15 protein-coding genes are annotated in these 13,417 nt (G+C 31.1%); all 15 read right to left on the bottom strand.

Translation table 11 applies throughout. The annotated features are described in order from the left end of the window. Window positions 1–4 precede the first annotated feature (4 nt). Window positions 5–1,096, bottom strand: a complete 1,092-nt coding sequence (locus tag BLV37_RS10575; protein ID WP_208975252.1) for a DUF3048 domain-containing protein — start codon at window positions 1,094–1,096, stop codon at window positions 5–7. A gap of 62 nt (window positions 1,097–1,158) precedes the next feature. After that, complete coding sequence (locus BLV37_RS10570) at window positions 1,159–1,524, bottom strand: diacylglycerol kinase (protein WP_091731101.1); 366 nt, start codon at window positions 1,522–1,524, stop codon at window positions 1,159–1,161. 20 nt (window positions 1,525–1,544) lie between these two features. Next, a complete protein-coding gene (gene ybeY / locus BLV37_RS10565; protein ID WP_091731099.1) occupies window positions 1,545–2,003 on the bottom strand; it encodes an rRNA maturation RNase YbeY in 459 nt (152 codons plus the stop codon). Next, the gene (locus tag BLV37_RS10560; protein WP_091731096.1) at window positions 2,004–4,100 is read right to left on the bottom strand and encodes an HD family phosphohydrolase; all 2,097 of its coding nucleotides are present in this window, start codon (window positions 4,098–4,100) and stop codon (window positions 2,004–2,006) included. It lies immediately after the preceding gene. 22 nt (window positions 4,101–4,122) lie between these two features. Continuing rightward, a complete protein-coding gene (locus tag BLV37_RS10555; RefSeq protein ID WP_176967957.1) occupies window positions 4,123–5,103 on the bottom strand; it encodes a PhoH family protein in 981 nt (326 codons plus the stop codon). A 2-nt stretch (window positions 5,104–5,105) separates the two neighbouring features. Continuing rightward, window positions 5,106–6,311 (bottom strand): sporulation protein YqfD, encoded by a 1,206-nt coding sequence (yqfD, locus tag BLV37_RS10550; protein WP_091731094.1) that lies wholly within the window; start codon window positions 6,309–6,311, stop codon window positions 5,106–5,108. Window positions 6,312–6,322: 11 nt separating this feature from the next. Continuing rightward, complete coding sequence (gene yqfC, locus BLV37_RS10545) at window positions 6,323–6,601, bottom strand: sporulation protein YqfC (RefSeq protein ID WP_244270525.1); 279 nt, start codon at window positions 6,599–6,601, stop codon at window positions 6,323–6,325. Between the two features lie 112 nt (window positions 6,602–6,713). Further along, window positions 6,714–7,802 carry an endonuclease/exonuclease/phosphatase family protein gene (locus BLV37_RS10540; RefSeq protein ID WP_091731089.1) on the bottom strand — a complete coding sequence of 363 codons (1,089 nt, stop codon included), beginning with the start codon at window positions 7,800–7,802 and terminating at the stop codon, window positions 6,714–6,716. A 135-nt stretch (window positions 7,803–7,937) separates the two neighbouring features. Continuing rightward, on the bottom strand, window positions 7,938–8,381 hold the full coding sequence (locus tag BLV37_RS10535) for a GatB/YqeY domain-containing protein (protein WP_091731086.1): 444 nt from the start codon (window positions 8,379–8,381) through the stop codon (window positions 7,938–7,940). Between the two features lie 13 nt (window positions 8,382–8,394). Further along, window positions 8,395–8,577: a 30S ribosomal protein S21 gene (gene rpsU / locus BLV37_RS10530; protein ID WP_091731084.1), complete on the bottom strand. Its 183-nt coding sequence runs from the start codon at window positions 8,575–8,577 to the stop codon at window positions 8,395–8,397. A gap of 113 nt (window positions 8,578–8,690) precedes the next feature. Beyond that, on the bottom strand, window positions 8,691–9,035 hold the full coding sequence (locus BLV37_RS10525) for a histidine triad nucleotide-binding protein (RefSeq protein WP_091731081.1): 345 nt from the start codon (window positions 9,033–9,035) through the stop codon (window positions 8,691–8,693). Between the two features lie 84 nt (window positions 9,036–9,119). Continuing rightward, entirely contained in the window at window positions 9,120–10,424 is a 1,305-nt protein-coding gene (gene mtaB, locus BLV37_RS10520) for a tRNA (N(6)-L-threonylcarbamoyladenosine(37)-C(2))-methylthiotransferase MtaB (protein ID WP_091731079.1), read from the bottom strand. Continuing rightward, entirely contained in the window at window positions 10,421–11,170 is a 750-nt protein-coding gene (locus BLV37_RS10515; RefSeq protein ID WP_091731076.1) for an RsmE family RNA methyltransferase, read from the bottom strand. The genes mtaB and BLV37_RS10515 overlap by 4 nt, the downstream gene beginning before the upstream one ends. Then, on the bottom strand, window positions 11,163–12,119 hold the full coding sequence (gene prmA / locus BLV37_RS10510) for a 50S ribosomal protein L11 methyltransferase (protein ID WP_091731073.1): 957 nt from the start codon (window positions 12,117–12,119) through the stop codon (window positions 11,163–11,165). Before prmA ends, BLV37_RS10515 begins: the two co-directional genes overlap by 8 nt. Before the next feature lie 160 nt (window positions 12,120–12,279). Further along, on the bottom strand, window positions 12,280–13,410 hold the full coding sequence (gene dnaJ, locus BLV37_RS10505) for a molecular chaperone DnaJ (protein ID WP_091731071.1): 1,131 nt from the start codon (window positions 13,408–13,410) through the stop codon (window positions 12,280–12,282). Window positions 13,411–13,417 lie beyond the last annotated feature (7 nt).

The raw sequence follows: 13,417 nt of genomic DNA, 5'->3' as shown, positions 1-13,417 counted from the left end.
CTCATTAATTGATTTCTATATCAGGGTTTGGCTTAGTCAACTGTATCCATGTAATTCCTGGATTAAATTTAATTTCATCACCATCTTCGTTATAATAAGTTGTTTTATCTTCTAAAGATTTTTTCTTCCACGTTATATTTATACATTTCCCATTAGTAATATATTTACCCTTACCTTCTCCTATTACTTTTATTTCTAATCTTCCCAGTTCGTCAATAACTTTGGTGTTTGCTTCTTGTATTATTATGTTTTTTGCAATAATAGGACTTTCATCAATTTCATCTACATGTAGCTTTCCGTCCTTATATCTTTTGTATACTTTACTTTCACTATCATATTCATATTTTGTAATGTTTTTAGAATAATATTTAATAAGTACGTCTTTTGCTGTTATACCTTCTATATCTGTGTCTTTATCATAGAAAGAAAAGCTTTTATAATCTCCAATTTCTTCATACTTAAGCCTGTCCTGCTCTTTTCTAATGCCTTCCATGCTTGTATACAAATTGTTTGGTGCTTTTTTCCCTTTTTTTGTATCTCTCCAAAATGCTCCACTATAGAGTCCGTCTATATCTGCTACCTTATATTTCTTTACATCCGCTTTTGCTTCTTCGCTACCCCCGACCCTTACATATAAGGGATCATATTCTAATAATGTAGCTATAAAATAAGGTCTGGCACTTCTTACAGGCCCAATAATCTCAGGTTCATTTATTAAAAATATACCCATGTATCTAGTATAAGGTGCTTCAACTAAAAATTCATAGACTATTTCTGCTTGACTAAGTCCCGCCTGCCATCTAGCTTTAGGGTCATTATCAAACATTACAGCTACTGGTCTTCTTTCTAATCGTTCTTTTTCCACATATAATCCGCTTAAAGGTGAAGGTACTCCATCGGACGATATTACTTCTATTTTTTCTTCCTCCTCGTTCTCCTCTTCATTTGTATTGTTCGTTTCTTTATCTATGCTATTTTCTTCTCCTATACTTACATCTATGTTGCTTGCATCATTATCTTTTTTGCTACAGGCTGTTATAAACATTGAAATTAATAATAAAATTAAAACTATTTTTATGTGCGTTTTTTTATGCATATGGATGCCCCCTATTGTATGTTTATATTTATGATGTTAAATATCATACTCAATGCTTAAAGCTAAAAGATATATTGTGTTATCCTATCAAAAAAAAGCAAATATGCTACAATTACAGCATTGATTGCAGAAATTAGCACAGCACCTGCAGCTACATTTTTAGCTGTTTCGGCCAAAGGATGATATTCCTTTGTGTATATATCTATTGACTTTTCTATTGCTGTATTAATCATTTCAGTAACAATTACTAAAGAAATAGAAAAACATAATATTAATAATTCAAATCTATTAAATTTGAGCAGTAAACTTATAATTAATATTAACACAGCAACAATACAATGTATTCTCATATTCCTTTGAGTTTTTAATGTATATATTATCCCAGATATTGCATATTTGAAGCTATGGATTAATTTTCTTACTTTCATAGTAGCACCTAATATTAAAATTATTTTTTGAAAATACCAAGTGACTTCATAACATTTTTTTCCTTGTCTCTCATGATTTTCTTATCTTTCTCGTCCATATGGTCATATCCAAACAAATGGAACATACTGTGTGCTGTAAGATATGCAATCTCTCTTTCTAAAGAATGACCATATTCTTCAGATTGTCTTTTCGCTGTCTCTACTGAAATTACTATATCACCAAGAAGAATATTATCCTCTGGAATTTGAAATTCGTCTTCATCAAGAGGAAAGGATAGGACATCTGTAGCTCTATCTACACCTCTATAATCTCGATTAAGCTCTCTAATATTTTCATCATCCACAAAGGATACGCTTATTTCATAATCTGTCCCTTTATTCTCTAGTATTAAACATTCCAATATAACTTTTTCAATCAGGTCATTAATAGATTCATCTATTTGATACTTATCCTGCACATTATCAATTATTATCTCCATTTATTTATCTCCCTTCAGCTCAGCTAAATCTAATCTTGGGTATTCAATTCTTTCATGAAAAATTCCTAACAAAACCTTTACAAAGGAGTTGGCTATAGTATTTAAATCCTTTAATGTTAAACCACACTCATCAAGCTGTCCATCATTTAGCTTATCTTTTAATATTTGTCTCACTAATCCTTCAATTTTACCTTTCGTAGGATCAGGCATAGCCCTAGATGCTGCTTCTACCGAATCAGCTAGCATAACAATGGCAGCCTCTTTAGTTTGGGGTTTTGGTCCATTATATCTAAAGTTTTCTGCTTTTATGTTGTTTCCATTTTCACCACTTAATGCTTTGTGATAAAAATAAGCCACTAATGTTTCACCATGATGCTGCTTAATAATATCTTTTATAGTAGTAGGGAGTTTGTGCTTTTGAGCCAGTTCTTCTCCATCCTTTGTATGATTTGTAATAATTAGTGTGCTTAAGCTAGGATTAATTTTATCATGGGGATTTTCTCCATTAAACTGATTTTCTTTAAAAAAGAAAGGTCTTTTTAACTTGCCTACATCATGATAGTAAGCCCCAACTCTAGCTATTAATGGGTTACCTTCAACTGCTTCAGCAGCAGCCTCGCTTAGGTTCCCAACCATTATGCTGTGGTGGTAAGTGCCGGGTGTTTCTAATAATAATCTCTTAAGTAATGGTTGATTAGGATTAGATAATTCTAGTAGCTTTAATGGGGTTAGTATACCAAATAAACTTTCCCATAAAGGTAAAGAGCCTATAGTAAGCACTGAACTAAATAGACCGTTTATTGCACCATAAACACATGTAAACAAAATATCTCTAAATTCCGTACCGTTTAGTAATCCAAAGGATGTTATTATAAATATATTAACCAAACTCACTAATAATCCAGTTAAAAGTATATTATATCTCTGATAAGTATTAGTTATTGCGAAAGCTCCTACTGTACCTCCTATAATAAGGATGCTCATTATGTTTATATCATTTCCTGTTACTGCACTAATTAGAACAGAAATAACTACATTTACCAATATTGCTAGCTTAGGATTGATTAAAATAGATATGAGCATAGTTGCAAATGAAATCGGCATTAAATAGCCAGATATTCTATGAATCCCTTTAGATATGGCAATTGTTGATAAAATAATAATTGCCAATACTAGTAATAGTTTTGTATCATAAAAAACCTTTTTATCAAATAAGAATAAATAGGTTATTATTATGCCTTCTAACAGTAGAATTATTATAATGGTTCCCGCAATAAGCTTATAATCAGGTCCCTCTATTTCTTTTAATAGCCCTGTCTTTTTAACTAGTGAATAAATCCTATCATCTACTAATTGTTTCTTTTCAACAATAATCTGTCCTTCTTTTATTATTACAGGCTCAATTTGGTCAGCTGCTTCTTTCCTTTTTTCTAAAGTAGTCTCCACATCTAAAAATCTGTTAGGTTTAAGCACCTTATTAATAATACTTATGCCTAAAATTTTTGCATTAGCAGGTAGATGCTCTAGCTCTTCAAAATTTCTTGTTATATTCTGTTTTTCATACTCCAGTTCCTCTTCTTTTATTCCTATATTCATAACTTGACTTATTATATCGTATATGTTGTTTTCCAAGGTGGAGATGTCTTCATCCCCCATAGTAAGAGCTATTCTATAGTCTTCAGAGCTTAGGCTTAAATTCGATACTTGTGAAAGTATTTCTATTTTATCAGCATAAGTCCCCTCTTCTACATTTTTTATTTCCTTTAAATGACTAAAAAATTTATTTATATCATTTTTTATCATTACTTGTACAAATGTATCAATCCTATGTCTTGGTTCAACTCTCTTCATAGCTTCTTGTCTAAGCTTTTCAGTAGTTTTTTCATCTACTATTTCTTTTGTGGCCCTTATATCATCTGGAGCAAAGTCTCCTATTTTGATTGAAATTCTTTCAGGGGCCATGCTATCTCCAATAATAAAGTATAAGACTATAGTAGTTAAAATCATAATAAATATTTGCTTTATTAGATTTTTTTTAAAAAATGCTAATATTTTATTTTGTGATGGCTTGTCCGTATTTTTTTTAGAAGAAACCATAGGTTTCCCTCCCTAAATCTAATTAATTTTGGGTATCAGCTTTATTCTCAAATATATCATAAGCTTCAATTATCCTTTGCACAAGCTGATGCCTTACAACGTCCTTCTTAGTTAGGTATACAAATTCTATTCCTTTTATATCTTTTAGTATATCTGCTACCTGCTTTAGACCAGAGCTTCGACCTTTGGGCAAGTCAATTTGAGTTATATCTCCTGTTATTATGGCTTTTGAGCCAAAACCCAATCTTGTAAGAAACATTTTCATTTGCTCATTGGTAGTGTTTTGTGCTTCATCTAATATAACAAATGAAGAATCTAATGTTCTACCTCTCATATAAGCTAAAGGTGCAACTTCTATAAGCCCTCTTTCCATGTATTTAGAATAGGTTTCTGGCCCTAATATATCATACAAAGCATCGTAAAGTGGTCTTAGATATGGATCTACCTTTTCTTGCAAGTCTCCAGGTAGAAATCCAAGACTTTCACCGGCTTCTACAGCAGGTCTAGTTAGAATTATTCTATTTACTTCCTTATTTTTAAATGCTGTTATTGCCATTGCCATTGCTAAATAGGTTTTTCCTGTACCAGCAGGGCCTATACCAAATACTATATCGTTTGTCTTAATAGAGTTTACATACAATTTTTGGCCAATGGTTTTAGGTTTAATAGATTTCCCAGAAGCAGTAATACAAAGTGTTTGATTCAATAGCTCTTTTAAAGTATCTTCCTGGCCTTCTAAAAGAAGCCCTATTGTATATATTATTTCTTGTTTAGTTAGCCTTCCTTGTTTCATAATTATTTCAGTAAGACTATTTATTAGCTTTTCTGTAAGAGAAATATAAGGCTCTTCACCTATAATTTTAATTTCTCCCTCTCTTGAAACAATATCTACGTTGAATTCCTTCTCAATTAATTTTATATTTTCGTCAAATTTCCCGAAGAGCTCTGAAATATAATTACTATTAGATATATCTACTCTTCTCTCCTGTATCTCTCTTTCCAATATTAGTCCTCCTGATTTTCTAAAGTAGTTATTCTTTCTTTAATTCCAATATCCTCATTAACTTCAATAATGACTTCTGTAATTAATATATTATCTTCTATACTATACCTTACGTCCTTTGAGATCACACTTGATTCTTTAGACAACTTTTTCATTAATTGTTGTGTTCCTCTCACAGCTATTGTCTTTTTTAAAGCATCTATATCTTGCTTTATATTTATAACTTTAACTTCCTTAAAAACATGCTGTGTAACAGATAAAGGAAGCTTTATTATACCTAAATCCCCAATTTCTTTAACTTTTTTCTCTTCTATGTAATTTTTAAAAGGTATTTCTCCACTCATTAATCCTATTATTTTGTCTCCAATTTTTATCTCTCTTGTAATAAATGTTTTGCCTGTTTCCTCGTTTATTGATTTTATTATTGGCTCTTCTATTATTTCTTTATACCAAGTTTTGGCTATAACACTACCCTCTGAATGGACTAAAAGAGGTGATTCCATCCTCTCATCATTTATAGTCCCTGATATTAAAACATCACCTTCTTTTACAACCTCTCCTTCTCTAACTATGGCTTTTCCCCTTTTTACTATTATTTTTTCTATAACTGCTTTTTTAGAAGCAATAATATTGCAGGGTATATCTTCCTTTATTTCCTCCGGTCCTAGATTTCTTTCTCTAACCTCTACCATCATTCTAGTACCATGTATTTCAACGCTTGCATATGATAGGTCTTGTATTTTTAACAGCAGCATATTACTGATTTCTGACTTGGCTACTACACTCTTTCTTGCACCTTCTTTTATTTTCATTGATAATAAAATCTTTGTTATTTCATCGTCTTTTATTCTCTCATTTCCAACGATTTCAATTGACCATATAAAAGAAGTAAAAAAAATAACTACTATAATTGATAATACTAAGCCTATACCAAGCATTTTTCTATATTTAAATTTACTAATAAAAAAAGGATAGCCTTTTTTTTCGATAATACTTACCCTACAGCCCACTTTTTGCACTACATCTTTTAAAGCTTTAAAGCCTGGTATACTTACTTTCGCTTTTAAAGTAGTATAATCTATTCTTGTTATGTCCCACAATAGAATATTCTTAGCTATTGCAAGATTAATGAACTTTTCAAGAGTAAGTCCCTCAATTTTTATAATAACATATCCACGGAAATAATTCCATATGCGAATAATTAACAATGAATCCCCTCCTATTGTGCAAATTCTACGGCTTCTATTTCTCCATAAATAATAATTTCTTCAGTAATTATAGTCTTTATTATCATTTTTTTCCCAATTATTCTAATAATTCCGCCATTAGTATTTATTCTAATTCTAGTGCTTCCATATTCAATAATTCCTTTATGATTTTCAATATATAGCTGTATATTTCCTATCATTGTTATTTTAGGCAAGTCTAGAGTTATATCCTTAGGTAGTTCAAGTATTTCGGAAACATTGGATTTTAGCTCGTTTATTTTTCTTTTCAACATCATCCTCCTCCATATATAAATCTATGCATTTATTAATATTTGTATTCTTAACCTAGTGTAAAACCTTTAACACAAAAAAGTATGCATGTAAGCATACTTTACTATCTGTTTAATATTCAATATCTACAATAACTGGGAAATGATCAGAATACTCAACCTTTTCCACTTTATACTCCTTTACTCTCATGGATTTATTTGTGAACACATAATCTACCCTGCTCTTATTCTTAAAGGTATTTAATGTATTCATGTGTCTATACATTATTTTACTTCCTAGATCATTAAACTGATGCTGGATCCTAATAATATTTCTATCTAAGTCAGTTACGTTAAAATCTCCAATAAGTATTAAATTGTCTTCATAAATACTTATATAATCTAATATAGTATTAAATTGTTTTTGTCTATCCTCATTATCTAATCCTAAATGAGTTACCATAACAGTCATTTTCTTATCTTTATTTATTGAAATTGTTGTTTTCAGCAATCCCCTAGGCTCTCCACCTTGCATAATAATATTCTCAGGGTTTTCTATGGGATATTTGCTCAATATTCCATTCCCATACTCTCCCTTTAAAAAGCTTTTGTTAGAGCCAAAATAATAGTACATAGAAAGATTATCAGCAATCAATTTGAGTTGATCTTCAAAATTAGTTCTTAGAACATTTTTGTCAACTTCCTGAAATCCTACAATGTCAGGATTATAGTGCCGTACAAAATCCTCTATATCTTTAATGTTGCTGTTGCCTATTTTATTTCTTCCTCGATGTATGTTATAAGTCATTACTCTTATTTGACTAGTTTCCTTATCATCCTTAATTTTAATTATATCATAAGGAATTTCTGAAATTTGCTTTTCATCTACAACCTTCATATTAGCTGTAACCTTTATAACATCTGAATCAGCTATGTTGTTTTTTTTACTTGAAATAACAAATTCATTGTATTTTTTTCCAAAATATTCTCTTATAGCAAAGTATTCTCTATAAATAATAGCTTTATTAGCACCCTGAACAGATAGGATTTCAACCTTAATTTCCTTTATATTTAAGGGGGTTAATACTCTAATAAAAAAATCATCATTTTTTTTTATTACTCTTAGTATAGTTTTAGGTTGAGAATAAGTATCACGGTAAATAGGGGGAAGATTAAACAATATAATAAGCAATATTAAATTTAAAAATACCTTCCTCATCATAGCCTGTCCCCCTATTTTTCGAATTATTTAAAAAATTATAACATTTCTTTATACGCTTAACAACCTTAAGAATATGGTAAATCCTAAGAATCTAATAAAAAGAAAACCTGAACACTTTTGTGTTCAGGTTTTCATCTATTTAAAATATTGTTTTACTATGTTATTTACCATACTGCCATCTGCTCTACCTTTTATTTTAGGCATTACATTTGACATTATTTTACCCATATCTCTAAGGGAGTTAGCTCCTGTTTCGTCAATGGCTGCTTTAACTATTTCATCTAATTCTGACTCAGTCAATTGTTTGGGTAAGTATTCTAATAATATATCGATTTCTTTTTCTGTCAATTCCACTAAATCCTGCCTTTGGCCTCTTTTAAAGTCTTCAATAGCATCTTTTTTCTGCTTAACCTGTTTTGAGATAACATCAATGATAGACTCATCATCAAGCTCTACTCTTTCATCAACTTCTATTTGTTTAATAGCTGCTCTTACCATTGTGAGAACATCTTTTCTAAGTTTATCCCTGTTCTTCATGGAATTTTTCATATCATCCATTAATCTAATTTTTAGGGACATTATGTTTCACCTCTTATTTATATCTTGTATTCTTTCTTCTTGCAGCCTCAGATTTCTTCTTACGTCTTACACTTGGTTTTTCATAATGCTCTCTTTTTCTAACTTCTGCCAATACGCCAGATCTAGCGCATTGTCTTTTGAATCTTTTTAAAGCATTATCTAATGATTCGTTTTCCCCAATCTTGATTTCTGACATTCGTTCTCCCTCCCCTCAACCACTACAACAGGTCTTTACTATACTATATGCAGTAAGTGGAATTCGGCACTAGATTATTATACATTAAATATCAAAATTATGCAACTCTAATTTTAACCTGGAGGCCATTGTAATTGTCTCCCTCCTAATAAGTGAAAATGCAAATGCTCTACTGTTTGACCACCATCTTTTCCACAGTTATTTACTATTCTATATCCTTGTTTATCTAAATCCTTCTCTTTAGCAATTTTATTTATTGCGATAAATATATGACTTAGAATATATGCGTTATTTTCACCTATATGGTTTGTAGAAGGTATATGCTCTTTAGGTATTATTAATATGTGAATAGGAGTTTGCGGGTTTATATCGTTAAATGCTATTACTTTGTCATCTTCATAAACCTTGTTTACAGGTATATCTCCATTTATGATTTTACAAAATATACAATCACTCACCCGATTCACCTCCTTGATCCGGTTTAAACAAAACTAATAATATACTAACATAAATATTCAACAAACATATACAAAAATCCTTCACTAATATAATATATTACCAATCAAAATTTCGTCCTCTATTTCCTCTAAGCTTACTTTTAATATTTTACCTTCTAATGAACTATGTCCTTTAGCTAGAACTCTAATATAATTTGTTGTATAGCCTTCTATAAATTTTGGTTTAAGCCTAGACCCTTCTTCAAATAACACATCTAATGTATTACCTATGAATTTTCTAATAAATTCATTAGTGTTTTTTTCTCCTATCTCTATTAGTTTTTTACTTCTATAGTGCTTTACATCGCTGTTTACTTGGTTTTTATACTTTGAAGCTGGAGTACCTTTTCTTGGAGAGTAGGGAAATACATGTATTCTTGAAAAACCTATTTCGTCAACAAATCTGCATGTTGCGTTGAACTCTTCTTCAGTTTCTCCTGGGAATCCCACTATTATATCTGTAGTTATACCCACATTCGGCATATATGATTTTATTAAATCTACGATTTTTTTATATTCCTCTGTTGTATATTTTCTGTTCATTCTTTTCAGAACAGTATCGCTACCACTTTGTAGTGAAAGGTGAAAATGATCACAGACCTTAGGCAATTTAATTAGTCTATCCATAAATGCTTTGGTCATTATCGTAGGTTCTATTGAGCTTAACCTAATTCTTTCAATTCCTGATACTTCATGAACTCTTTCAATAACATCTATAAGTTCCATTTGTCCTGTATCCTTACCATATGAAGCAACATGAATACCTGTTAATACAACTTCTTTAAATCCTTTATCAGCTAGTTTTTTCACTTCAAATAATATATTATCCAATTTTCTACTTCTAATTGGACCTCGTGCATATGGGATAATACAATATGAACAGTATTGGTTGCAGCCCTCTTGAATTTTAAGGAAAGCCCTAGTTTTTCCTTCTATATCCTCAATATTCATCTCTTCAAATTCTTTTTGATCCATAATATCAGTTACAATATTAACCCTTTTTCTATCTTCTTCTACTTGCTGTGTTAATTCTACTATCCGATTTCTATCCTTAGTTCCTATTACGATATCAACCTCTTCAATATTCATTACCTCGTCAGGAGATGTTTGTGCATAGCATCCTACTACAGCAATAACCGCATCTGTATTTTTATTTTTCGCCCGTCTGATAAATTGTCTTGATTTTCTATCACCTAAATTAGTAATAGTACAAGTATTTATAACATAAACATCAGCAATATTATTTTCATCTACTATGATATAGTCATTTTTCTTAAAAAGCTCAGCCATTGCTTCTGTTTCGTATTGATTTACCTTGCAGCCAAGAGTATGGAAAGCAACTTTTTTCATTGGATCACCCCTAAATCTCCTAGTTCATATAAAACTATTGTAGAAGCAGTAAAGCCAGCCGTCTCTGTTCTAAGTATTCTAGGACCAAGGGAAACTATCTTAGAGCCTATACTCTTGAGCGAATTAATTTCCCATTCTTCAAATCCACCTTCAGGCCCTATTATTATATTAATCTTTTCACCATCAAATCCTTTAAGTGCTTCTTTTATTCCTAATTTCTCTTCATTTTCATAAGGAACTATAATTAATTTCTCATTTTTAAGTACTTTAAGCATCTCTTTAAAAGGTAGAATCCCTCCTACCTCTGGAACAATACCTCTTTTGCTCTGTTTTGCTGCTTCCTCTGCTATCCGATTCCATCTTTCAAGTTTTTTTTCCTCTTTTTTTATATCTTGTATCCTTGTAATAGTTCTATCTGTTATTATTGGTATTATTTTGATTACTCCAAGCTCTGTATTTTTTTGAATGATCAAATCCATTTTGGTAGACTTTGGTATCCCTTGATACAATACTACATCTACAGGAGGTTCTGAAATAGATGTAGTAGAATCTAATATATGACAAACTATACTTTCTTTATTTATTGATAATATTTTTGATGTGTATTCTGTTTTGTTTTTATCACATATGGTTATTATATCTTCTACGTTTAATCTTAAAACATTTTTAATATGCTTAACATCTTCACCTATTATTGTTATCTTATCCTCATGGATGTTTTTTATATCAGTAAAAAATCTATGCATATTTTTTATCTTCTCCTAATTTTGCAACTATGCATACCCATTCTCCCATAGTTACTGTATCTAGTATTTCTAAGCCTTCTTCTATCATAGCTTCTTTAACCGTTTGAGTTTTTTCATGTATTATTCCTGATGTAATAAATATGCCTTCCTTGTTTAAAAATTTAGTAACATCCTTAGATAAAACAGTTATAATTTCAGCAACAATGTTAGAAACAACTAAGTCTGCTTTTTCTTTAATTACATCTAATAAATTACCATGTTTAATATCCACAATATTTTCTACTTTGTTCATCTTAGCATTTTCATTGGATACTTTTACAGATAGCTCATCTAAATCTACACCTATGACTTTTTTAGCTCCAAGCTTTGCAGCAGCTATTGATAATATGCCACTTCCACAGCCTATATCAAATACAACATTTCCTTCATTAACGTATTTTTCAAGCTGTTTAATACACATTATTGTAGTTTCATGGGTTCCAGTTCCAAAAGCCATACCTGGATCCAATTCTATTATTATGTCGTTATCTTCAACCTCATATTCTTCCCAAGAAGGTTTTATGACGATTCTATCTCCAATTTTTTTAGGTTTATAATATTTTTTCCATGAATCAGCCCAATCCTTCTCGTAGACCTCAGTAGTAGTTACTTCACCTAAGCCTTTATCCAAATTAAATTGCGGAATTTTTTCAACATTTTGCTTAATAAGTTCAATCTTGTCTATTAAATCTTCACTTTCTGGGAAGTATGCCTTCACAATTACTCCATCATATTGCTGCTCTAACAAGCTTGCTTCGATAAAATCCCAGTTTTCATCACTATTGGCATATGAAATGATATCATTAGGATCTTCAATGGCTAGTCCTCCTGCCCCTACCTCATATAATATGCTTGTTACAGCTTCAACCGCCTCTGATGTAGTTTTAATTTGTATCTCAATCCATTTCATATCATTCACACACCTCTCTTTAATTTGTTCTAGATAATTAGCTTTTATCAAATATTATAATACCCTATATATGTTAAAAAACACATTCATAATCAAACTGGTCATCAAAAAATATTAGAAATCCGTTTCTATTCCAGCTTGAATAAAAACGAAATAGTTATTACCCAGTAAAAGCATCCTTTACTTTATCAAAAAAGCCTTTTTTATGCTCACTAACCCTTTCTCCGCTTTCTATTGCAAATTGCTTTAATAGTTCTCTCTGGTTTTCAGTTAACTTTGTAGGTACTTTAACTACTACCTTAACGTATTGATCTCCTCTTCCATATCCTCTTACATTAGGGATACCTTTATTTTTAAATTTAAACACAGTTCCAGTTTGAGTTCCTTCTGGAATAACATGCTTTATTTCATCTTCAAGTGAAGGTATATCTATTTCTGCTCCAAGTGAAGCCTGAACAAACGATATAGGGACTTCACAGAAAATATCATTTCCTTCCCTAGTAAATATTTCATGGGGTTTTACATTAATATATATATATAAATCCCCTGAAGGACCTCCTTTTTCTCCTGACTCTCCTTCACCTCTTAAGGGTATGACTGAGCCAGTATCTACTCCTGCTGGAATTTTAATATTAATTTTTCTAGTCTTTCTTTCTTTCCCTGAGCCAGAGCATGTAGTACAGGGCTTATCTATTATTTCACCAGAGCCATGACATATATCACAGGTGCCTACTCTTACAATCTTACCAAAGGGAGTATTTTGTGCATACTTTATTTCTCCAGTACCGCTACATTTTGAGCACTTAGTTTTATTAGTTCCTGGTTCTGCCCCCGTACCATTACATTTTGAACAGTTCTCTGTTCTGCTGAACTCAATTTCCTTTTCTGCTCCAAAGGCAGCTTCTTCAAAATCTATATCAAGTCTATATTTAATATCTGAACCTTTTCTAGGCGCATTCTTTCTGGTACTTGAAAATCCGCCCCCAAACATATCAAAAATATCTTCAAAAATATCTCCAAAGCCTCCTGTAAAGCCTCCAAAGCCTTGACCGAAGCCTCCATTTTGGTCTACACCTGCATGACCAAACCTGTCGTATCTAGCTTTTTTATCTGAATCACTTAGGACTTCATATGCCTCATTAATCTCTTTAAATTTTTGCTCTGCTTCCTTATTGTCAGGATTCAGATCTGGATGATATTTTTTTGCTAGCTGTCTAAAGGCTCTTTTTATTTCCGTCTCAGAAGCATTTCTATCAATGCCTAATACCTCATAATAATCTCTTTTACTCAATCTTTCA

Origin of the sequence: Proteiniborus ethanoligenes, assembly GCF_900107485.1 — a bacterium.
In the GTDB taxonomy this organism is placed as follows: domain Bacteria; phylum Bacillota; class Clostridia; order Tissierellales; family Proteiniboraceae; genus Proteiniborus; species Proteiniborus ethanoligenes.
The sequence above is the reverse complement of the archived record's forward strand: the minus strand, read 5'-3'. Positions and strand labels throughout refer to the sequence as shown.

Excerpts from the sequence above, each read along its gene's own strand:
- BLV37_RS10575 (WP_208975252.1), bottom strand. The coding sequence starts at position 1,096 with ATGCATAAAAAAACGCACATAAAAATAGTTTTAATTTTATTATTAATT.
- BLV37_RS10570 (WP_091731101.1), bottom strand. The coding sequence starts at position 1,524 with ATGAAAGTAAGAAAATTAATCCATAGCTTCAAATATGCAATATCTGGG.
- ybeY (WP_091731099.1), bottom strand. The coding sequence starts at position 2,003 with ATGGAGATAATAATTGATAATGTGCAGGATAAGTATCAAATAGATGAA.
- BLV37_RS10560 (WP_091731096.1), bottom strand. The coding sequence starts at position 4,100 with ATGGTTTCTTCTAAAAAAAATACGGACAAGCCATCACAAAATAAAATA.
- BLV37_RS10540 (WP_091731089.1), bottom strand. The coding sequence starts at position 7,802 with ATGATGAGGAAGGTATTTTTAAATTTAATATTGCTTATTATATTGTTT.
- BLV37_RS10535 (WP_091731086.1), bottom strand. The coding sequence starts at position 8,381 with ATGTCCCTAAAAATTAGATTAATGGATGATATGAAAAATTCCATGAAG.
- rpsU (WP_091731084.1), bottom strand. The coding sequence starts at position 8,577 with ATGTCAGAAATCAAGATTGGGGAAAACGAATCATTAGATAATGCTTTA.
- mtaB (WP_091731079.1), bottom strand. The coding sequence starts at position 10,424 with ATGAAAAAAGTTGCTTTCCATACTCTTGGCTGCAAGGTAAATCAATAC.
- BLV37_RS10515 (WP_091731076.1), bottom strand. The coding sequence starts at position 11,170 with ATGCATAGATTTTTTACTGATATAAAAAACATCCATGAGGATAAGATA.
- prmA (WP_091731073.1), bottom strand. The coding sequence starts at position 12,119 with ATGAAATGGATTGAGATACAAATTAAAACTACATCAGAGGCGGTTGAA.